The sequence below is a fragment of the Bradyrhizobium sp. Ghvi genome (assembly GCF_900115265.1).
GTDB lineage: Bacteria > Pseudomonadota > Alphaproteobacteria > Rhizobiales > Xanthobacteraceae > Bradyrhizobium.
This window is the reverse complement of the sequence record NZ_FOVU01000005.1, coordinates 301887-321627: the sequence shown is the minus strand read 5'-3', so window position 1 is coordinate 321627 and position 19741 is coordinate 301887. Positions and strand designations below refer to the sequence as shown.

Genomic DNA, 19741 nt, shown 5'->3' with positions numbered 1-19741 from the left:
AGCATCGCTTGTCGCCGACCCGCGTAACGCATCCGCCAGACGATCATCGCGGCGAGCATTTCCGGGTCCGAATCGAGGGGTTCGGCGTCGGCACCTGGGATCTCGACCTCACGACGCGTGAGCTGGAATGGTCGGAAACCGCGCGGATGCTGCTCGGCGTCGCCCAGGGTCAACCGGCAAGCTATGACCTTTTCCTGTCATGTCTCGAGCCGGCGGACCGCGAACGGGTCGAGAGCGCGATCGAGCAGGTCACCGGGCATGGCGGCGGCTTCGACGTTTCCTTCCGGATTGCAGGAACGTCCGACCGGGGCAAATGGATCAGGGCCCGCGCCGGGCTGATCCGCGACGAGGCCGGCCTCGCCCGCCATCTCAGCGGCATCTTCCTCGATATCGACAACGAGAAGCAGGTCGAGGAAGCGCTGCGCACCCGCGAGACCCATCTCCGGTCCATCCTTCATACCATTCCCGACGCCATGATCGTCATCGACGGCCATGGCATCATGCAGCTGTTCAGCACGGCCGCCGAGCGTCTGTTCGGCTGGTCCGAGCAGGAGGCGATCGGCCAGAACGTCAGCATCCTGATGCCGGAGCCGGACCGCACCCGTCATGACAGCTACATCGCGCGTTATCGCACCACCCACGATCCGCACATCATCGGCATCGGCCGCATCGTGACCGGCAAGCGGCGCGACGGGACCACCTTCCCGATGCACCTGTCGATCGGCGAGATGCAGTCCGGCGGCGAGCCCTATTTCACCGGCTTCGTGCGCGACCTCACCGAGCACCAGCAGACCCAGGCGCGGCTCCAGGAGCTGCAATCCGAGCTGGTGCACGTTTCGCGGCTGACGGCGATGGGCGAAATGGCCTCGGCGCTCGCCCACGAGCTCAACCAGCCATTGGCGGCGATCAGCAATTACATGAAAGGGTCGCGGCGGCTGCTCGCCGGCAGCGTCGATCCGAACACGCCGAAGGTCGAAAGCGCGCTGGACCGCGCGGCCGAGCAGGCCCTGCGCGCCGGCCAGATCATCAGGCGGCTGCGCGATTTCGTCTCCCGCGGCGAATCGGAGAAGCGGGTCGAGAGCCTCTCCAAACTGATCGAGGAGGCCGGTGCACTCGGGCTCGCCGGCGCGCGCGAACAGAACGTGCAGCTCCGCTTCAGCCTCGATCCCGGCGCCGATCTCGTCCTCGCAGACCGGGTGCAGATCCAGCAGGTGCTGGTCAATCTCTTCCGCAACGCGCTGGAAGCGATGGCGCAGTCGCCGCAGCGCGAGCTCGTCGTCGCCAACGCCCGCGTCGCCGACGGCATGATCGAGGTCGAGGTCTCCGACACCGGCTCCGGTTTCCAGAGCGACGTCCTTCCAAACCTCTTTCAGACCTTCTTCACCACCAAGGAAACTGGCATGGGCGTGGGGCTGTCCATCAGCCGCTCGATCATCGAAGCTCACGGCGGCCGGATGTGGGCCGAGAACAACGCATCGGGCGGCGCAACATTCCGCTTCACCTTGCCGGCAACGGATGAGACCTGATTCATGACGACCAAGGGACACATCTACGTCATCGACGACGACGCCGCGATGCGGGATTCGCTGAACTTCCTGCTGGATTCCGCAGGCTTCGGCGTCACGCTGTTCGACGACGCACAGGCCTTTCTCGAGGCCCTGCCGGGCCTTGCCTTCGGCTGCGTCGTCTCCGACGTCCGCATGCCGGGACTTGACGGCATCGAGCTCTTGAAGCGCATGAAGGCGCAGCAAAGCCCGTTTCCGATCCTGATCATGACCGGTCATGGCGACGTGCCGCTGGCGGTCGAGGCAATGAAGCTCGGCGCCGTCGACTTCCTCGAAAAGCCATTCGAGGACGATCGTCTCACCGCCATGATCGAACAGGCAATCCGACAGGCCGAGCCGGCGGCCAAGAATGAGGCCGTTGCCCATGACATCGCTGCTCGTGTCGCGTCCTTGAGTCCCAGGGAACGCCAGGTCATGGAAGGGCTGATCGCCGGCCTGTCCAACAAGCTGATCGCCCGCGAATACGACATCAGCCCCCGGACCATCGAGGTCTACAGAGCCAACGTCATGACCAAGATGCAGGCCAACAGCCTGTCGGAATTGGTGCGGCTGGCGATGCGCGCCGGCATGCTGAAGGACTGAGGCAATCGGATTTAGGCCAATCCAATTGAGGCAGGTCAAGGCCCTTCCCAGGCGCCGTGCTAGCCAATCAGCATGATTGAGATCAGCGCGCCCCCTGAGCGGCTGCCGTCTCCCACCACAAAGCCCACCGTTTTTGTGGTCGACGACGACGCCGCCGTGTTGGGATCCCTGCGATTCCTGCTGGAGACCGACGGCTTCGCCGTGCGGACGTTCAGGAATGGCACGGCGCTGCTCAACGCCCGCGGTGCGCCCGAGGCGGATTGCTTCGTGATCGACTATAAGATGCCGGATATCAACGGCATCGATCTTGCCGGCCGGTTGCGCCAATCCAACGGCGACACGCCGGTGATCCTGATCACCGGCTATCCCGACAGCAATATCTCGGCCCGGGCGGCGGCGGCAGGCGTGAAGGACGTGATCTTGAAGCCGCTCCTCGACGAAAACCTGATCAAGCGCATCCGCCGCGCCATCCAGGACCGATCGCGGTAACCGGGATAGGCCTCAGAACGCGCTTCTGTACTGTGTGATCTCGCTGCGAGGACCATAGATCCACATCGGCTCGCCGCATTCGCTCGGGCCGTGATCCGTCATGCAGGCGGCGCTCCACGGCGGAGCCGCGATCTGCCGGCCCTCGATCGGGTTCGAGTGCGGGTGGCTGTGGATGGTGTTGAGTCGAGGCCGCGCTGTCGCTGACATGTCCGGTAGCAGCGCAAGCAACAGCGCAGCCAGAAGAGGCGGGATAGATTTCGATATCATCTGGTGTCTCCGTTGGCGTGAAGGCTTCCGATGACCAGACTTGCGTTGGAGACACGATATTTCCCGGACACCGAAGTGTGAGAACACCGGCCCTGTGGGTCGCCTACGGAATACTACGTAGGTAACCCCCCTTAAGATATCTCGCGAAATTTTCGAAGCCCGGGATACCGCGTAGGAAAGCGTCATCACAACGGAGATGGCGCAGATGCTGACCCAGACGTTCAACACCCCGGCGATCAACACCCAGATCGGTGGCAAGATTGCCCCCGCCCATCCCGTCTCGGACCAGTTCGGCGCAATCGCTGGCCATGTCGGCCTGGTCGCCACCGAGTTCTCCTACCGCAAGGACGAGGAGATCTACGGTGAAGACGAGCCGGCCGAATACGTCTATCAGGTCGTCTCCGGCGCGGTCCGCACCTACAAGCTCCTCTCCGACGGCCGCCGCCAGATCGGCGCCTTCCATCTTGCCGGCGACGTGTTCGGCCTCGAATCCGGCGCCAGCCATCGCCTCGCCGCTGAAGCCATCATCGACACCACCGTGCGCCTGGTGAAGCGTGGAAGTCTCGAGAAGGCCGCCGGCACCGACGTGCAGGTCGCCCGCAAGCTCTGGGCCATGACGGCCGGCGAGTTGCGCCATGCCGAAGACCACATGCTGTTGCTTGGCCGCAAGACCGCGATGGAGCGGGTTGCGACCTTCCTGCTTGAAATGGACCGCCGCCTCGCCGTTGCCGGCATGATGGCGCTGCCGATGTGCCGCCGCGACATCGGCGACTATCTCGGCCTCACCCTCGAGACCGTCTCGCGCGCGCTGTCGCAGCTCCATGCCCAAGGCATTCTCGGCTTCTCCGGCGCCCGCCAGATCGTGCTGCGCAACCGCCAGCGCCTGCACACTCTCGACGCCTGATCTTTTCGTCCTCCCTACCGACTTGGCCGGTTGAAATCGTTCAGCCGGCCATTTCTTTTGCGGCGGTCAAGCCCGTGCGCCGGGTTTCCGGCATCACGAAGAGGATCAGCAGCAGCCCGGTCGCAGCGATGCCCGCCAGGCCGAAGAAGGCGGTGGCATTGCCGAACTTGTCGCTGACATAGCCGCCGAGCGCGGTGCTCAGGGAGGCGCCGATCCCGGTCGCCGTGCCGACGATGCCCTGCGCCAGGTTGAAGTGCCCGCTGCCGAACGCGACATCAGCCACGATCAGGGGAATCATCACCGCGAACACGGCCGCAGTGATGCCGTCGAATACTTGCACCAGCACCAGCAGATAGGGATCGCGCACGGTCGCAAACAGCACGCCGCGAATCGCAAGCGCGCCGAACCCGATCAGCAGCAACGGACGGCGGCCCCAGAGTTGCGCCTTGCGTCCGACCGAGGGCGACAGCAGCGCGACAATGGCCTGCGGCACGACGATACAGAAAGCGACCAGCACCGTCGCCCACTGGCTCGACCGTGCCGTCACCGCGCTTGCCATCAGCGGCATCATCGAGGCGTTGGCGAGCTGCAACAGTAATACGCTCAGCGCAAAAACAATCAGCGGGCGCTGCCGAATCAGGTGCCAGATATTGGTATCGCCAGGAACAGGTGCCTCGCGCGGCATCTCGCCGTGGCAGCGCGCGATGTCGACCTCCTCCTCGCGGATGCGCGACAGCGCGATCAGGGTCGGGACCGCGAGCAGGAAGGTGACCAGGAACACCGAGCGGCTCGAGAGAAGATATCCCGCCGTCCCCATCACCGCGGCGGCGACGCCGTTGCCGAGCGAGGCAAAGCGGGCATTGCGGCCGAGCCGCTCGCCGATCGCCAGCGGACCGACGAGGCCAAGGCTGATCGCCGCGATCGCTGGCCCCAATACGCAGCTCGCCGCCGCATGCAGCGTGGCTGCGGTCACCACCACCGCAAAGATCGGCATCGCCGCATAGGCCAGCGCACAGCAGCCGATGGTCGCGATCGCAAGTGCCGCGACCAGCCGCTCGGATTTGGCGGCGTCGATGATGGCGCCGCCCGGCATCTGCCCGATCAGCGCGACGATGCCGCCGATCGACAGCACGAAGCCGATCTCGACCTGCGTCCATTTCTGCGTCGTCAGATAAACGGCGATGAACGGACCGAAACCGGTCTGCACGTCGGCGAGGAAGAAGATGAACCAGTCGAGACCGCGCAGGCTGCGGCGCGACGGCGCCGGGACGGCCGCAAGCATGGGGACGGCGACGTTGTCCTGTTCAACGTGTCGCTCGCGCTTCTCATGATCAGGCTTCCTCGACAAGAGCACAGGCGGTCAGCCCTCCCCGCACCTCACTGGATGGCTTGCAGCGGTTGAAGACTGCCGGACGCCCCTAGCACGACCATCGGCGTGTCTTCCTTGTATTCAGGCGCGGCCGCGACCTGCGCCTTCGTCAATTCCAGCGTGATGCTGTCCTTCTTGTTGGCAATCTTGCCAAAGCGCAGCGCATTCCAGTCCACCACGATCTTGCGGCTCCCGACCCCGAGGAAACCGCCGAAATCGATCACAGCGGCGCGGACACGACCCTCGCGATCGACGATGACGTCGACGATGCGGCCCATGTCCTCGTCCGCCGCGCTGCGCACGTCGCGGCCGAGCACGCCATGGGCGTCGCTGGCCCCGATGATCGTCACCGAGGGCGGCGGCGCGGCGTCCTTCGGCGTCACGGGCACAACCGATGCCGGCGGCTGAACCGTGGGAGGCGCGTTCGCCTCGTTCGTGGCCGCGGGCTGCTCCTCTGCGGCCCGCGATACGGCAACGGTCGCACCGGCGACGATCGCCACACTCAGGATCAACCATCTGCCGGTACGCATGACTCCTCCTTGCCGGCCGCTAATGCGCCAGCACGATCGACACCTGGATACGGCCGCGCGTGCGCAGAACCTCCAGCGCGACGTCATGGCCGTGGCGGCTGACGCGCAAATCGACGCTGGATTCGCCGAGACGCAGATCGCGCAGGATGACCTCGTTCAGGAACGCCGGCAGATGCGGATTGCGTAGGCGAATCTCGCAGCGCGGGACGTCGAACTCGATGCCGAGCGCCGCCTCCAGCAGCGTGAACGGCGTCGCGCTGGCCCAGGCCTGCGGCGCGCAGGCGACCGGATAGAGCGTCGGGCCGCGGCGCTTCTCCCGGCGGAAGCCGCAGAACAATTCCGGCAGCCGGCGCAGATCCATGTAGGTTGCGGCATCGAACAGGCCCTTGAACACATGTGCGACCGAGTGCTTCAGCCCGTAATGCGCGAGCCCGAGCGCGATCAGCGCGTTGTCATGAGGCCAGATCGATCCATCGTGATACGACATCGGATTGTAACGCACTTCGCCGCGCGCGACGGTGCGGATGCCCCAGCCCGAGAAGAAGTGCGGGCGCATCAGATCGGCGGCAACGAGGCGGGCGCGATCCTGGCGAATCATGCCGCTGAACAGCACCTGCCCGGCATTCGATGTGCGGACCTCACACCGGCGCTTGTTGCCGTCGAGCGCGAGCGCGTAGGTACCGAGCGCCTCGCACCAGAACGCCTGTTCGAAGCGTTCGGCCAGCGCCTTGGCTTCCGCCCCGAGCTTGCTGGCGAGATCAGGCTTGCCGAGCTTCAACGCGCAGCGGGCGGCAAGCTGCTTGGCAGCGTAGACATAGCCCTGGACTTCCGCGAGCGCGATATTGCCTTCCGCGAGCTTGCCGTCGGCGTGAAAGATCGCGTCGTAAGAGTCCTTCCAGCCTTGGTTGGCGAGGCCCTTTTCGGTGGCGCGCTGGTATTCGACGAAGCCGTCCTGGTCGGGATCGCCGGGACCGTCGATCCAGGCGAGGCCCGCCTCGATTGCCGGCCACAGCTCGACCAAAGTCTGCTCGTCGCCGGTACGTTCGAAATAGCGCCCTGCAAGCAGGACGAACAAGGCAGTCGAATCCACGCTGCCGTAATATTGCGAGAACGGGACCTCGCGCAGCGCCGCCATCTCGCCGCCGCGCATCTCGTGCAGGATCTTTCCGGGCGCGGCATCGGCGAGCGGATCGACCGCCTTGGCCTGGAAATGCGCGAGCCGCCGCAGCACGCCCTTGGCGACCCGCGGATCGACCCACAGCATCTGAAGCGCGGTGATCAACCCGTCGCGGCCGAACGTCGTCGAGTACCAGGGAATGCCGGCATAGGGATAGCGCCCCTGCGGCGTCTCCGTCATCAGCATGTTGAGGTCGGCCATGGCTTGGCACAGCACCTCGTTGAGGATGTTGTTGGAGGTCTCGATGCTCGCCGCGCCGATCGTGGACTGGCGCATCTCGCGGCGGTGGGCGAGCAAGCCCCTGAAGAAGCGCGCCGGTTTCTCCGCGACCGGCCGGTTGCAGGAGACGGCTACGAAAAGCGACTTGGCCTCATGCGGATCCAGCTCGAGCTGCCAGGTCGCAGCATTGACCGAGAGCCGGGTCGGACGCGGATCGAAATGCAGGCCGGTGGTGCGCTCGGCATCGTCGAGGCCGCGATATTCGAACAGCACGTCGGTCGGCCCGAGCAGCTTGCTGGTGCCGGTCCCTCGGCGCGGCCGCCGCTCGCCGCGGACCTCGAACAGATCGGCAAAATCGTTGTCGAACAGCAGCGTCAGCTCGAAGCTGGCGCGCTGCTCGCCGTGGTTCTGCAGCCCGATGCGCTGATACGCGGTGCCGCGCCACAGGAAGATCGTACGCACGATGTGCAGCAGGTCCTTCTGCAAGACGAGGCGGTCCTGGCGATAGATGTCGGGATTGGTGAGATCGACCGTCAGTCCCGAATTGTCGTCGCGCAGGTTCGAGCCGAGCAGCAACGGCTGGAGATCGTCGAGCACGAGCTCCAGCCGCGCCAGATAGCGCGTGTCGCAATTGAACAGGCCGTCCGGCCCGCCCGCGGAGGCGCCGATGTCGCCATGGCTGTCCAGAACGATGAAAGTGTCGTCGTGCTTGAGCGACCGCCGCGGTCGCGCGGCGGGGCCCGTCATCGGAATGTAGAACGCCTGCTCCGCGACGGATTCCACCGTCTGCGATACCGAAATGATCTTGGTGACGGCTTCGGCTGCCATGAGCTGCTCCCCTGCGTCTTGATTTCGAACGCGACCAACGCAAACGCGACTGTTTGTGTTACGCGGCGAACTTCGCGAGCCGGCTCATTTCCTGGGTCACCAGCTCGCGATAGGGGCCGTGGCTCTGCATCAGCCGGTCGGGCGCGCCATCCTCGATGATCTTGCCGCTTTTCAGAACGACCACGCGGTCGAAATTGCGCAGCGTCGCCAGGCGATGCGCAATCGCGATCACAGTGCGGCCGCGCATCAGCCGCGTCAACGCCTCGCGGATCGCTTCCTCGGATTCGCTGTCGAGTGCGGCGGTAGCCTCGTCGAGCAGCAGGATAGGCGCATCCTTCAGGAAGGCGCGCGCGATTGCGATCCGCTGACGCTGGCCGCCGGACATCTTCACACCGCGGTCGCCGACCATGGTGTCGAGACCTTCGGGGAGGCTATCGATGAAATCGCAGCGCGCCGCGATCGCGGCGCGCAGCACCTCGTCGTCGGTCGCGTTCGGCCGGCCATAGCGGATGTTCTCGCGGATGGAGCGATGGAACAGGGAAATGTCCTGCGGCACCACGGAGATCGCCTCGCGCAGGCTCTGCTGCGTCACCATGGAAATGTTCTGACCGTCGACCGTGATGCTGCCCTCGTCCACGTCGTAGAAGCGCTGGAGCAGCGTGAACAGGGTCGACTTGCCGCCGCCGGACTGGCCGACCAGGCCGACGCGCTGGCCCGGCTGCAGGCGCAGGCTGAAGCGCTCGAAGATCTTTTCACCGCCGGGATAGCCGAAGGTGACGTTGTTGAACGCGATCGCGGCGCCGCTCTTGACCAGCGGCCCGGCCTCGGGGTGATCGCGCAGCTCGTGCGGCACCAGGAGCGTCGCGATCGCCTCGGTCAGGCGCGCGACGTGCTGGGTGACGTCGACCAGCGCCACCGCGAGATCACGCGTCGCGTTGAGGATGGAGAGGCCAAGCGTGCAGACCAGCACGACATCGCCCGTGGTGGCCTCGCCCTGCTGCCACAGCGTGATCGCCCAGGCCATCAGCGCCACTGTCAGGACGACGGTCACGGCGGCGTGAGTGAGCCGTAACTTTTCGAGATAGCGCAGGCTGCGCCCGCGAGCCGTGAGCTCCCGGTTCACGGTGGCATCGAACCGTTCATGCTCGTGGCCGATGCCGCAGAAAGCGCGGACCAGCGGCATGTTGCTGATGACGTCGATCATTTCACCATCCACGACCGCCGCCTTGTCGGCGAAATCGTCATGCAGCGGCTTGCCGGCCGCGGCCAGATGGAACATGGCGACCACCATCCCGCCGGCAACCACGATCAGGCCTGCCGCCATATAGGGACTGACGGTTCCAATCAGCATGATGGCCGCAATTGTGGCGATGCACGGCGGCAACACATTCCAGACGAACATGTTTTCGACGGTGAAGACCGCGTTGGAAGTGGCCGTGATGCGGCTGGTCAGCATGCCCGGCATCCGATCCGAGAAGTAACTCGGCGCATGTCCGGTCAGATGACGAAATATGTCGCGGCGTAAATCGCCCGTGACCCGAACGAAGGTGAAGCTCGCCGTCCAGCTCGCGATCCGCCACAGAAAATTGTCGGCGGTGATCAGCGACATGAGCAGAATGAATGCCAGCCATACGCTGCCGCCATGCGAGGTTCCCGCCGACAAACTGTCGACAAGGGATTTAACGCCGTACTGCGTGCCTACGGAGCAGGCAACCGCCGCAACGACGGCGATCAGGATCACCAGGTGCGATGCCAATCGACGTCGCAGATAGCGCAAGACAAAGGCAAATGGCCTGCGCGCATACCGAGAAAGATGATCCATGTGACACTCGACCCCATCGTGATGAGTACATTTTTTCTACTGCTCGACTGAACATCGACCAGTTCGCCTCGGTTCCCGGGCAATGCCATCACGACATGCGGATGCGGACGATCTGAGAAGATCAGATGGCGGCATCGAGACACAGTGCGCGATGTGTCGAATAAGTAACGTTTGCTGAGAGGAACTTCGCAACTGCGGGAACGTTCCCTTGTCGGCGTGCCGGTGCCCGATACACGGCGGGGGTTTCAACGTTCACATGATCGCAGAGGAGATGGTGAGATGCGCATCGCGCAGGTAGCTCCGTTGACGGAGGCTGTTCCACCCAAGCTGTATGGCGGCACCGAGCGGGTGGTGCATTGGTTGACGGAGGAGTTGGTTGCCCTCGGACACGACGTGACACTGTTCGCCAGCGGCGATTCGCAGACCTCGGCGAAACTGGACGCGCTCTGGCCGCGGGCGCTGCGGCTCGACGGTTCCGTGCGCGACCCCAACGCGCTGCACATGGTGCTACTGGAGCACGTGCGGCAGAAATGTGACGACGAGGAATTCGACTTCGTTCACTTCCACCTCGACTATTATCCGTGGTCGCTGTTCTACCGGCAGCCGACGCCATTCCTGACCACGCTGCACGGCCGGCTCGACCTGCCAGAGCATCAGCCTGTCTTCAACACCTTCTCCAAGATGCCTGTCATCTCGATCTCGAATGCGCAACGCAGGCCGGTGCCGCAAGCAAACTGGGTGTCGACCATCTACCATGGGCTTCCCGAGAACTTGCTGACGCCAAAGCCCGCCAAGCAGGAATACCTCGCGGTGCTCGGCCGCATCGCGCCGGAAAAAGGCGTCGACCGCGCCATCAGGATTGCGACCCATTGCGGCATCCCGCTGAAGATCGCGGCCAAGGTCGATCGGGCTGACCAGGATTACTACGACGAGTTGATCAAGCCGATGATCGAGAACAATCCGCTGGTGGATTACATCGGCGAGATCGGCGATCACGAGAAGTCGGACTTCCTGAGCGGTGCGCTCGGTCTGTTGCTACCGATCGACTGGCCTGAGCCGTTCGGCCTTGTGATGATCGAGGCGATGGCCTGCGGCACGCCGGTCGTTGCCTTCAACCGCGGCTCGGTCCCTGAAATCATCGACGAGGGCCTCACCGGCTTCGTGGTCGAGGATGTCCTCAGCGCCGCCGGCGTGGTCAATCACCTGGCAAAGCTCGACCGCACCGCCATCCGCAAGCAATTCGAGAAGCGCTTCACCGCGCGGCGAATGGCGCTGGATTATCTCGCGGCCTATCGCAGCCTCGCCGAAGAACAGGCGCCGCGGATCAAGCTGGTGAGCAGCGCGGAGTAAGGATCGTTCTGCCGCGACATTGCGGCTGCCAGTCGAAGCGCCCTCTCCCCTTGTGGGAGAGGGCTCCGAGGTCTGGCCACTAACTCGATTAGGTGAGGGGTTGCCTCCTCATCGTAAACCATCTCCGCGGAGAGATACCCCTCATCCGGCGCTTCGCGCCACCTTCTCCCACAAGGGAGAAGGCAAAAGGCGCGCCCCTAAACCCCCGCCCGCTTCGGCTCGACGATCTCGAACATCCGCGGGAATTCGTCCATCAGCCCCATCAGCTCGGCGAGCTTCATCGGATTGCCCGACAGCTTGACCTTGCCGGCCGTGACGGCTTCCGGAAAACTCGTCAGCTTGGCGATCACTTCATCCAGTGTCGCGCGCGCCAGCGTGAAGCTGGCATCGGCGTCCCCGGCCTGCACGCCTTCGGTATAGGTGAGCGCACAGTTCTCCAGGTTGAGCACGAACGTCTCGCCGGTATCCGAAAAGCTCCAGTTCAGCACGATGCGCTTGCCTTCCGCCTTGGGACCGTTGAGGCGGATGCCGAGCACGTCCCACAGCTGTGAGGAGCGCAGCGCGGCCAGCGTCTCGCGCGGCATGGGCGGACGCGGCGGCGCCTTCGGCATGCCTTGCCGAAGCTCCTGGGCACCGAACAGATAGGCGTTGCGCCAGGTCGAGCTCTCGGCGGCGTAGCCGAGCTGCTCCAGCGTATCGGCGAGCAATGCGCGGGCCGCCTGATTGTCCGGCTCGGCAAAGACCAGATGGCCGAGCGCCTGCGCCACGAAACGAAACTCGCCCTTGTCGAAATCCGCGCGCGCCCGCGCGAGGATCGCATCGGCGCCGCCCATATACTCGACATATTTCTTGCCCGCTGCGACCGGCGGCAGCGGATCGAGATTGACCGGATTGGCGTCGTACCAGCCGAGATATTTCTGGTAGATCGCCTTCACGTTATGCCTGACGTGGCCGTAATAGCCGCGGCCGTGCCAAGCGCCTTCGAGGCTTTTCGGCAGCTGGATCGTCTCGGCGATCTCGGCCGCGGTGAGGCCGTGATTCATCAGGCGGATAGTCTGGTCATGCGCGAATTTGTAGAGGTCGCGCTGCTGCCGGATCATGGTGTCGATGCGCTCGCGGCCCCACACCGGCCAGTGATGCTGGCCGCACATCGCCTCTGCCTTGCCGCCCCACAGATGCAGCGCCTCACCGAGGTACTTCGACCAGGCCAGCGCGTCGCGCACGTCGGCGCCGCGGAACGGCAGCAGGTTGTGAAAATTGTGCGTGCAGTTCTCGGCGAGGTTCAAGAGCTTGTAGCGCGGCAGGAAGAAGTGCATTTCAGCCGGCGCTTCGCTGTTCGGCGCCATCTGGAATTCGAATTCGACGCCGTCGATGACGCGCCTGTCGCCGGTCGCCATGATCAGGTCGGTCGGCCGCAGCAATGCGACCGCGCCCGCCGCCATGGTCTTGCCGAGGCCGCAATCGACCTGCCCGCGCACGCCCTTGGCGAGGAACGGCCCGAACTGGTACTGCGCCCGGCGCAGCATCGCAGGTCCCGCGATGATGTTCTCGGAGACGGCGTGCTCCATGAACAGGTTCGGCGCGATGATCGGTACGCGACCCGTGGCGAGCGCATCCTCTTCCAGCACGCCGCGCGCCCCGCCCCAATGGTCGGTGTGCGTGTGGGTGAAGATCACGGCCGCGACCGGCTTCAACCCGCGATGCTTGAAATAAAGATCGAGCGCGGCGCGCGCGCCCTCGATCGAGGTCAGGGTGTCGACCACGATGACGCCGCTGTCGCCCTCGATCAGCGTCATGTTGGCGATGTCGAGCCCGCGCACCTGATAGACGCCGGGCACGACCTCGAACAAGCCGTGCTGCATATTCAGCCGCGACTGTCGCCACAGGCTCGGATTGACCGTCGGCGGCGCCTCTTCAGCCGAGAGAAAACCATAAGGCTCGAGGCTCCAGACCGTCCGCCCTTGCGGGTTGGTGATCTTCGCATGCTCGATCGTACCGAGGAAGCCGCGCGCAGCGTCGTCGAAATCCCGCGTGTCGGAAAACGGCAGCGCGTTCAGCATCGCCTGATGCTGCGCAATCACCGACGGCGTTGCATCCTTCGGCTCGTTGCTGGTCATTTTGTATCCTCCCGGCCTGACGCGCGGCATCTAACCGCATCTCGCGGTCGATTGCCATCGCCGGCGCGGGGGCTTCACTTACCCTCCCCTGGAGAGGGTCCTCCAGGGGAGGGTAAGAGTTCAAGCCGCTCGACGCTCAATGCATCCCGAGCACCCGCGGCAGCCAGAGCGTCAGATCGGGCCAGTAGGTTACGATGACGAGGAAGCCGAGCATGGTCAGCAACCACGGCATCACCGCTCCCGCCAGATCGGTGATGCGCATGCGCGCGATCATCGATGCGACGTAGAGGTTCAAGCCGACAGGCGGATGGCAGAGGCCGACCTCCATGTTGACGTCCATGACGATGCCGAAATGGACGAGGTCGATCCCGAGCTTCTTGGCGGCCGGCGCCAGGATCGGCGCCATGATCAGGATGATCGAATTCGGCTCCATGAAGTTGCCGGCGAGCAGCAGCAGCACGTTGACCAGCAGCAGGAAGCCGACCCAGCCGAGGTTCTGCGCCGCGATCCAGTCGGCGAGCGTCGCCGGCAGGTTCTCGTTGGAGAGCACGAAGGAGAACAGCACCGCGTTGGTGACGATGTAGAGCAGCATCGCGCTGGTGTTGGCGGCACGGAGCAGCACCCGCGGCACGTCCTTCATCCCGATCGCCTTGTAGACGAAGACCGAGATGAAGAAGGAATAGACCGCAGCCATCGCTGCCGCCTCGGTGGCGGTGAACAGGCCGCTGTAGATGCCGCCGATGATGATGACGACCAGCATCAGGCCCCAGACGCTCTCGCGAAAGGCGTGAACGGTTTCCGCCCAGGTCGCCTTCGGCAGCCGGGGATAATCGCGATTGCGCGCAAGCCACCAGGTCACGATGCAGAGCATGGTGGTGAGCAGGATGCCGGGCAACAGGCCCGCGACGAACAGCGCGCCGATCGAGGTATTGGTCGAGACCGCGTAGACGATCTTCGGGATCGACGGCAGCATCAAGATGCCGAGCGAGCCGGCGACCGTGATGATGCCGGCGCCAAAGCGCATCGGATAGCCGTGGCGGACCATCTCCGGCAGCACGATGGCGCCGATCGCGGCGACCGTCGCCACGCTCGAGCCGCACACCAGCGCGAACATCGCGCAGGCGACGATGCCGGCGAGGCCGAGACCGCCGTGCCAGTGCCCGATCAGCGAGGTCGCGAAGTTGATCATGCGCCGCGCGACGCCGCCATGGGTGAGGAAATTGCCGGCGAGGATGAAGAACGGGATCGCCATGATCTCGAAGCCTTCGATGCCGGTGAAGAGCTTCATCGAGACCGCTTCGATCGGCACCGCGGTCAGCGTGAACAGGAACGTCATCACGGTGAGGCCGAGCGCGATCGAGACCGGGATGCCGGTCAGCATCAGCGCGATCAGCAGCGCGAACACGGTCGCCGCGCGCATCCAGTGCGGCAGCACGATGAATCCGGTCTTCTCGGCAAGGCAGAGCGCGAAGATCAGGATCGGGGTCAGGATCAGGATCACGCCGAGCGGTGAGACTTTTCGCGCCGCCGCTTTCGTCGCCGCGCCCGCGGGTTGCGGGTGCAGCGCCGGCGAGACGTCGGCCTGGACGCCTTCGACATGGGTCTCGTCGTGATGCGGCAGATCGCCGGTCCAGAAATAGAACCAGGAGACCTGGAGGAAGCGGAAGCACATCAGGCCGGAGCCGAGCGGGATCGCCAGATAGACGAACCACATCGGCGCTTCCAGATCGTTGGATTGCTGCCCGGTGTGGAACATCTCGCCCACGAAGGAGGCGCCGAAGGCGGCGATCATGCCGGTGAACAGTGCGCCGCAGAGCAGCGCGAACAGGATGACGTGCTTGCGCGAATGCTCCGGCAGGCGATTAACGAGCAGGTCGACGCCGACATGGATGCCGGTCCGCACGCCATAGGCCGCGCCGAACTTCGCCATCCAGATGAACATGTAAATGCAGAGTTCCTGCGCCCACGAGAGGTCCAGCTCGGACATGAAGGTGAACACTGCCATCGCGAGCGACGCCAGCCAGGTCATGCCGTGTGCGGTCGCCCATCGCGCGAGGTTGATCGATTCGCCCGCACCGTAACGGTGCACGACGGCGATGAAGATCAGTCCGGTTGCAGCGGCAATGAGCGTCGCGATCAACCATTCTTCGAGATGGTTGAGCGCCTGGTTGAGCACGCGAAGCAAATCAGAGTCCCCCTATCGATACGAAACGGCCGGGAGTGCATGCACTCCCGACCGTTCGTCTTGTTCTCCCGGACAACGCGTCAATTCATCTTGACGTCGAGTTCCTTGGCGACGAGATCGAGCACCTCCTGCCCGACCCGGCCCTTGGCCCATTTATAGGTCGGCTGCATCGCTTCCTGCCAGGCCTTGCGATCGGCATCGGTCAGATAGTGCAGCGTGGTCTTGCCCGACTTCTTGATCTCGGCCAGCGCGTCCTCGTTCTCCTGATGCGCGATCTGGTTGGTATAGTCGGTTGCATCCGCCATCGCCTTCTCGAGCTGGGTGCGGATATCAGGCGGCAGGCCCGACCAGAATTTCGAATTGACGATGACGGCGTATTGCAGATGCGCGTGATAGGACACGGTGATGTCCTTCTGCACTTCATAGAATTTCTGCGTGAGATAATTCGACGCCGTGTTCTCGCAGCCGTCGACGACGCCGGTCTGCAGCGCCTGATAGACTTCCGAGAACGCCATGATCTGCGGGATCGAGCCCATCAGGCGGAAATACTGGTCGGCGATCTTGGATCCGGAGATGCGGAATTTCAGACCCTTGAAATCCTCCGGCTTGATCAGCGGTCGGTTCGAGGACACCATGTGGAAACCGTTGTCCCAATAGGCGAGTCCGGTGATGCCCTTGGTCTCCAGCTTCTGGAACAACCACTTGCCGACCGTGCCCTTCATCGCGGCGGAATAGGTCGCCTCGTCCTTGAACAGCCAGGGCAGATCGAGCGCCTCGAATTCCTTGATGCCGAGCGGGGCGAATTTCGCGGTCGAAGGCGCCAGCATCTGCACCGATCCGAGTTGCAGCGCCTCGATCTCTTCCTTGTCCTTGTAGAGCGAGGAGTTCGGATAGACTTCGACCTTGACCTTGCCGTCGGTGTACTTCTCGGCAAGCTCCTTGAACTTCAGCGCGCCCTTGCCCTTCGGAGTGTCGTTGGCGACAACGTGGCTGAACTTGATGATGATCGGGCTCTGGGCCTGAGCAACGGCCGGAGCCAGAGCGAACGCGGCCGCAGCGGCCGCAAAGAGCAGTTTGCGCATGAAAGACCTCCCCAACAACCCAGGAAACCGGATTCTTTTTGTTTTTAGGATTTCAGTAGTGGCAGCAATCCGGACCCCGAACAACTAGACCTAAGCCCAATTTGCCACAGCGAAGCTATGCCGCAGGCAGGCTAGCTTGACGGCGGTCGCATGCGCAACCCAGCGCCCGCTTCATCGCGATCGAGCGAGCGCTTATGTCGCATTGCCAAAGGTCGTTAACCTTTGCGCTGGGCGACCATGAACAGCCGCCGGAACGGGAACAGGGTCTGCCCCGCCGCATTCTTCGGATAGGCCTTTGCAACCCGCATCCCATAGGCGGCTTCGAACGCGGCCTTCTCGTCGCCCTCGAGCACGTCGAGGTAGCGCGTCAGCCAGGTGCCCTTGGTCCATTCCTTCACGGGATTTTCGCCTTCCAGCACCTGAAGATATTCGGTCTCCCAGATGTCGATATTCTGAGACAGCGGCGCGAGCACGTCGTGATAGAAGGCCGGGCCCTCGATCGGCGGCGGCGTGACGAGGTGCTCGACCTTGGATCGCCATGGCCCGTCCAGAGCGGTCTCGCCGATCAGGACATGCGATGGCGCCAGGAAATTGCGCGGCATCTGCACCGCAAGGATCCCGCCGGGCGCGACCCTCTCCATAACCGACGGAAATAGTGCCGCATGATTGGGCAGCCAGTGCAGTGCGGCATTGGAATAGACGACGTCGTATTGCTTTGCGGGACGCCAATGGCCGAGATCTTCGTGTGACCATTCCACTTCGGGCGCGGCTTTGCGCCCGGCGGCAACCATCTCGGCCGAGCCCTCGACGCCGGTCACGGCGGCCGAGGGCCAGCGCTCCTTGATCAATTTTGTCACGTTACCGGCGCCCGCGCCGAGATCAGCGACCGCATGCGGGCCGATATCCGGAATTCGCATCAGCAGGTCCACGGCGGGCCGAAGCCGGTGGCCGGAGAATTTCAGATATTGCTGCGGATCCCAGACCATCGGTCGAGCCTTTTCTTTTTGGTGTTTCCTTCGCTGTCGCTCTTGGTTACCACTGCTCGTCCTGCCCAGGCAAATTCGCAAAGCCGGCGAGACGGGCGGGAAACGAAAGCAAAAAGCAAGAACCACCAAGAGAGCGTGTGACCATGGACCTCGGCCTCAAATCGAAAACCGCTGTTGTCACCGGAGCGAGCATCGGCATCGGCCGTGCCATCGCCAAGGGCCTGGCGGCCGAAGGCGTCCGCGTCGTCGGCGTGGCGCGCCGCACCGACCTGCTGGCCGAGCTGGTAACGGAAGTCGGCGGCGGCCTGATCACCCCGCTCGAGCAGGACGTGATGGCCAAGGACGCCGCCGAGCGGATCGCCACCTTCGCGCTGAAGGAGCTCGGTCATGTCGACATCCTCGTCAACAATGCCGGCGGCAGCCGCCCTCTCCCCGTCGATGCGCCCGACAGCAAATGGGACGAGGCGATCGCGCTCAACTTCACCAGTTATCGCCGCATCGCACACGCGCTCTTGCCGCAGATGATCGAACGCAAATGGGGCCGCATCGTCAACATCACCGGCAAGTCCGAGCCGGAGGGCCTCAACGCCGCGTTTGCGGCGAAGGCCGCCGTGCACGCCTGGGCCAAGGGACTGTCGCGCGAAATCGGCGAGCACGGCATCACCATCAACTGCATCCCGCCCGGCCGCATCATGAGCGAGCAGATCCGCCGCAACTATCCCGAGGATTATCGCGAGCGTTTTGCCGAGGAGGAGATTCCGGTCGGCTATTGGGGCGAACCGGAAGACCTCGCCGCGCTCGCGGTATTCCTGGCCTCGCCCGTGGCGCGCTACATCACCGGCACGGTGATCCCGGTGGATGGGGGCTTACGGCGGTATCAGTTTTAAGGCGGGGCCTCGTGGCCAACTTCTGGCACGCCGCTGACACTCGCTCTGACGATCATCGGAGTCGAGGTCCCTGCTCCATGATGCTCTAGCTATGGATCCGGCGGCCAAACCTGCCGGCGAACCTCAAGGTTTGACATAGGTCCATCCCTGCTCCTGCAGCTCCATGACGCGCACGACACCAGATTTGACGACGGTCGCCTGCGGAATCAGGCTGATGTCCTTGTTTTCCGCCTTGCGCATGTTTTCCCGGGTATTGCCGCAGGCTTTGAAAGAGATTTCGGGATGGCTCATCGCGAGCACTTCGATGCGCGGCTTTACCGGCGAAGTGTCATCGCGCAGCATGTGGAGGCCAGGACCAAAGGTGACGACCTCGATTGACACTGCCTCACCGAGGTCGTGGTAGTATTCGGCGACGTTGGTCGCGTTGTTGAGGACCAGGTTCATCGTAGCGGGGTCATTAGAATTGACCTGCAATATCAGCTGATGCGGCTTCTTGGCGATCTCGGATTTTGTCGCCTGATCCAGCGCCGCCCTGGTCGCAGGGGTTTGCGCGCCCGCGCGTGTCTGCCCCGGCTTGCTCGTCCGCATCTGTCTGGTCGGTTGCTTCTGATTGTTCGCCTGGTTCTTCTCGCTCGCGTGGGCGATCGCCAGGTTGTCGAGCTGCGCCTGCGCGCGTGAGCCGACCAGGAGCAGCATTGCCACGCCGCCGATCATTGCCATCGCCAACTTCAGATTGATCATCTTGCGTCTCCTCGTTCCCTGACTATCACCTTCCCGGCCTGGCGACGACATGTGGCCATTTGCATGCAGCCGCCATTTTCTTGCGTACATTTTCGAATCCGCTGAGCAAGAATTGTCCGTCTTGCACCGGACCAGTGCGGGTGAAAAGGCGCACAACGATGTGACCGTCCTCGGGTAGCGTGCTCAGCAACTTTACGACGTCGCCTCCGAAAGCGACGCCGGAGCCGAATGACGGCGAGGCTGCTGCGAGCTGAATCGGCGTATCCGCATTCAGCCGAAAGGAGATGACGTATTCGTTGGCGCTCCGAGACAGCGCCGCTCCGGCGACCGTGACTTCCGTGCGGCCTTTGCGGCAGTGGATTGCGAGCTGCATCGCGGGTCCATCGGAGCCGCTGACAGAGGATGTGGTGGCCGTGACGATCGGCGAATAGTCAACCGGCGAGGTGGTCTCGCTGACCAGCCAGTTATCGTCGGACACCCGCCGGGCAGGCGGTGGCGACTCGCGTGATGAATCTCGAAGACATTCCAGCCGAGCCGATCCGTCCATCGCCGGACAAGCCCGAGGTGATTCCATGGAACCGGGCGCGCTTTGCGCGTAGGCAATTCCGCACGCAACGTTGAAGGTGACCACGAGCGGAGCA

General features: G+C 63.9%; 17 protein-coding genes and 1 pseudogene. 6 read left to right on the top strand and 12 right to left on the bottom strand.

Annotation, left to right across the window (positions count from 1 at the left end; translation table 11 throughout):
* Positions 1 to 8 precede the first annotated feature (8 nt).
* The 3 genes from fixL (at position 9) to BM374_RS20780 (ending at position 2636) form a co-directional block, all read left to right on the top strand.
* On the top strand, positions 9 to 1526 hold the full coding sequence (gene fixL, locus BM374_RS20790; protein ID WP_092295703.1) for a sensor protein FixL: 1518 nt from the start codon (positions 9 to 11) through the stop codon (positions 1524 to 1526).
* A gap of 3 nt (positions 1527 to 1529) precedes the next feature.
* Positions 1530 to 2147 (top strand): response regulator FixJ, encoded by a 618-nt coding sequence (gene fixJ / locus BM374_RS20785; protein WP_092295700.1) that lies wholly within the window; start codon positions 1530 to 1532, stop codon positions 2145 to 2147.
* A gap of 72 nt (positions 2148 to 2219) precedes the next feature.
* Positions 2220 to 2636, top strand: coding sequence for a response regulator (locus BM374_RS20780; protein ID WP_092295697.1), 417 nt, complete (start codon positions 2220 to 2222; stop codon positions 2634 to 2636).
* 12 nt (positions 2637 to 2648) lie between these two features.
* Here the strand turns inward: BM374_RS20780 and BM374_RS20775 are convergent, their stop codons facing one another.
* Positions 2649 to 2903, bottom strand: a complete 255-nt coding sequence (locus BM374_RS20775; RefSeq protein ID WP_092295694.1) for a hypothetical protein — start codon at positions 2901 to 2903, stop codon at positions 2649 to 2651.
* Positions 2904 to 3108: 205 nt separating this feature from the next.
* Between BM374_RS20775 and BM374_RS20770 the strand changes: the two genes are divergently transcribed.
* Positions 3109 to 3807 carry a helix-turn-helix domain-containing protein gene (locus tag BM374_RS20770; protein ID WP_177248433.1) on the top strand — a complete coding sequence of 233 codons (699 nt, stop codon included), beginning with the start codon at positions 3109 to 3111 and terminating at the stop codon, positions 3805 to 3807.
* Between the two features lie 40 nt (positions 3808 to 3847).
* Here the strand turns inward: BM374_RS20770 and BM374_RS20765 are convergent, their stop codons facing one another.
* From BM374_RS20765 to BM374_RS20750, 4 genes are read right to left on the bottom strand one after another with little or no spacing between them, the layout of a single operon-like run.
* Positions 3848 to 5161 (bottom strand): MFS transporter, encoded by a 1314-nt coding sequence (locus BM374_RS20765; protein WP_092295688.1) that lies wholly within the window; start codon positions 5159 to 5161, stop codon positions 3848 to 3850.
* A 23-nt stretch (positions 5162 to 5184) separates the two neighbouring features.
* A complete protein-coding gene (locus BM374_RS20760; RefSeq protein WP_177248432.1) occupies positions 5185 to 5706 on the bottom strand; it encodes a PRC-barrel domain-containing protein in 522 nt (173 codons plus the stop codon).
* 19 nt (positions 5707 to 5725) lie between these two features.
* A complete protein-coding gene (locus BM374_RS20755; protein ID WP_092295685.1) occupies positions 5726 to 7930 on the bottom strand; it encodes an amylo-alpha-1,6-glucosidase in 2205 nt (734 codons plus the stop codon).
* A gap of 58 nt (positions 7931 to 7988) precedes the next feature.
* Positions 7989 to 9752, bottom strand: coding sequence for an ABC transporter ATP-binding protein (locus BM374_RS20750; RefSeq protein ID WP_092295682.1), 1764 nt, complete (start codon positions 9750 to 9752; stop codon positions 7989 to 7991).
* Positions 9753 to 10031: 279 nt separating this feature from the next.
* Here BM374_RS20750 and BM374_RS20745 point away from each other — a divergent pair, with 279 nt between their 5' ends.
* A complete protein-coding gene (locus BM374_RS20745; protein WP_092295679.1) occupies positions 10032 to 11102 on the top strand; it encodes a glycosyltransferase family 4 protein in 1071 nt (356 codons plus the stop codon).
* Between the two features lie 197 nt (positions 11103 to 11299).
* Here BM374_RS20745 and BM374_RS20740 read toward each other — a convergent pair whose 3' ends face one another.
* The 5 genes and pseudogenes from BM374_RS20740 to BM374_RS20725 all read right to left on the bottom strand — a co-directional run bounded on the left by BM374_RS20740 (position 11300) and on the right by BM374_RS20725 (position 17472).
* Positions 11300 to 13219, bottom strand: coding sequence for an alkyl/aryl-sulfatase (locus BM374_RS20740; protein WP_092295676.1), 1920 nt, complete (start codon positions 13217 to 13219; stop codon positions 11300 to 11302).
* 136 nt (positions 13220 to 13355) lie between these two features.
* Positions 13356 to 14639 (bottom strand): TRAP transporter large permease, encoded by a 1284-nt coding sequence (locus tag BM374_RS40135; protein WP_349509994.1) that lies wholly within the window; start codon positions 14637 to 14639, stop codon positions 13356 to 13358.
* A gap of 243 nt (positions 14640 to 14882) precedes the next feature.
* Positions 14883 to 15206: pseudogene (locus BM374_RS40130) on the bottom strand (TRAP transporter small permease); the annotation flags it as partial.
* A gap of 278 nt (positions 15207 to 15484) precedes the next feature.
* Positions 15485 to 16486, bottom strand: coding sequence for a DctP family TRAP transporter solute-binding subunit (locus tag BM374_RS20730; protein WP_092295670.1), 1002 nt, complete (start codon positions 16484 to 16486; stop codon positions 15485 to 15487).
* A gap of 215 nt (positions 16487 to 16701) precedes the next feature.
* Positions 16702 to 17472 carry a methyltransferase domain-containing protein gene (locus BM374_RS20725; RefSeq protein ID WP_092295668.1) on the bottom strand — a complete coding sequence of 257 codons (771 nt, stop codon included), beginning with the start codon at positions 17470 to 17472 and terminating at the stop codon, positions 16702 to 16704.
* Positions 17473 to 17615: 143 nt separating this feature from the next.
* Here BM374_RS20725 and BM374_RS20720 point away from each other — a divergent pair, with 143 nt between their 5' ends.
* Positions 17616 to 18359 (top strand): SDR family NAD(P)-dependent oxidoreductase, encoded by a 744-nt coding sequence (locus BM374_RS20720; RefSeq protein WP_092295665.1) that lies wholly within the window; start codon positions 17616 to 17618, stop codon positions 18357 to 18359.
* A gap of 123 nt (positions 18360 to 18482) precedes the next feature.
* On the opposite strand, the gene BM374_RS20715 is transcribed toward BM374_RS20720, so the two are convergent.
* Both BM374_RS20715 and BM374_RS20710 read right to left on the bottom strand, forming a co-directional pair.
* Entirely contained in the window at positions 18483 to 19100 is a 618-nt protein-coding gene (locus tag BM374_RS20715) for a DsrE family protein (protein ID WP_244552654.1), read from the bottom strand.
* Between the two features lie 25 nt (positions 19101 to 19125).
* Entirely contained in the window at positions 19126 to 19731 is a 606-nt protein-coding gene (locus tag BM374_RS20710; RefSeq protein ID WP_244552653.1) for a hypothetical protein, read from the bottom strand.
* Between the last annotated feature and the right edge of the window lie 10 nt (positions 19732 to 19741).

Coding starts and splice junctions, on each gene's coding strand:
- BM374_RS20715 (WP_244552654.1), bottom strand. CDS start 19,100: ATGATCAATCTGAAGTTGGCGATGGCAATGATCGGCGGCGTGGCAATG.
- BM374_RS40135 (WP_349509994.1), bottom strand. CDS start 14,639: ATGCGCGCGGCGACCGTGTTCGCGCTGCTGATCGCGCTGATGCTGACC.
- BM374_RS20750 (WP_092295682.1), bottom strand. CDS start 9,752: ATGGATCATCTTTCTCGGTATGCGCGCAGGCCATTTGCCTTTGTCTTG.
- BM374_RS20780 (WP_092295697.1), top strand. CDS start 2,220: ATGATTGAGATCAGCGCGCCCCCTGAGCGGCTGCCGTCTCCCACCACA.
- BM374_RS20755 (WP_092295685.1), bottom strand. CDS start 7,930: ATGGCAGCCGAAGCCGTCACCAAGATCATTTCGGTATCGCAGACGGTG.
- BM374_RS20775 (WP_092295694.1), bottom strand. CDS start 2,903: ATGATATCGAAATCTATCCCGCCTCTTCTGGCTGCGCTGTTGCTTGCG.
- BM374_RS20770 (WP_177248433.1), top strand. CDS start 3,109: ATGCTGACCCAGACGTTCAACACCCCGGCGATCAACACCCAGATCGGT.
- BM374_RS20745 (WP_092295679.1), top strand. CDS start 10,032: ATGCGCATCGCGCAGGTAGCTCCGTTGACGGAGGCTGTTCCACCCAAG.
- BM374_RS20760 (WP_177248432.1), bottom strand. CDS start 5,706: ATGCGTACCGGCAGATGGTTGATCCTGAGTGTGGCGATCGTCGCCGGT.
- BM374_RS20725 (WP_092295668.1), bottom strand. CDS start 17,472: ATGGTCTGGGATCCGCAGCAATATCTGAAATTCTCCGGCCACCGGCTT.
- BM374_RS20720 (WP_092295665.1), top strand. CDS start 17,616: ATGGACCTCGGCCTCAAATCGAAAACCGCTGTTGTCACCGGAGCGAGC.
- fixJ (WP_092295700.1), top strand. CDS start 1,530: ATGACGACCAAGGGACACATCTACGTCATCGACGACGACGCCGCGATG.
- BM374_RS20730 (WP_092295670.1), bottom strand. CDS start 16,486: ATGCGCAAACTGCTCTTTGCGGCCGCTGCGGCCGCGTTCGCTCTGGCT.
- BM374_RS20740 (WP_092295676.1), bottom strand. CDS start 13,219: ATGACCAGCAACGAGCCGAAGGATGCAACGCCGTCGGTGATTGCGCAG.